This is a genomic window from Gilvimarinus gilvus, from assembly GCF_030518155.1.
Classification (GTDB): domain Bacteria; phylum Pseudomonadota; class Gammaproteobacteria; order Pseudomonadales; family Cellvibrionaceae; genus Gilvimarinus; species Gilvimarinus gilvus.
This window is the reverse complement of the sequence record NZ_JAULRU010000422.1, coordinates 1-319: the sequence shown is the minus strand read 5'-3', so window position 1 is coordinate 319 and position 319 is coordinate 1. Positions and strand designations below refer to the sequence as shown.

1 protein-coding gene is annotated in these 319 nt (G+C 49.2%); it reads right to left on the bottom strand.

The window, feature by feature from the left end:
• A partial coding sequence (locus tag QWI17_RS08235; RefSeq protein ID WP_302722045.1) for a pantoate--beta-alanine ligase occupies positions 1–185 on the bottom strand: 185 nt, incomplete at its 3' end.
• Positions 186–319: the final 134 nt, after the last annotated feature.

The following is a 319-nucleotide window of genomic DNA, read 5'->3' as shown; positions in this document are numbered from 1 at the left end:
AATTGCAGAGGGTTAACAAAGATGCTGGCAACGGTGATGTCGGCATTGTTGTTAGACTGGTGAATGAGTTGGATATGGCCGGTGTGAAGATTGCCCATCGTCGGTACGAAACCGATTCTTTTACCCGCACGACGCTCCGCACCGAGGACTTCTCGCAGCTCGGCGATAGAAAAGATAGTTTGCATGGTTATTCGAATCCGTGTTCCGTTCCGGGGAAAGTGCCAGCTTTAACTGCATCACCATAAGCTTTAAAGGCTCCGGCGATATCACCGCTATCAGCCATAAAGTTTTTAACAAACTTAGGGCTACGGCCTGGAGT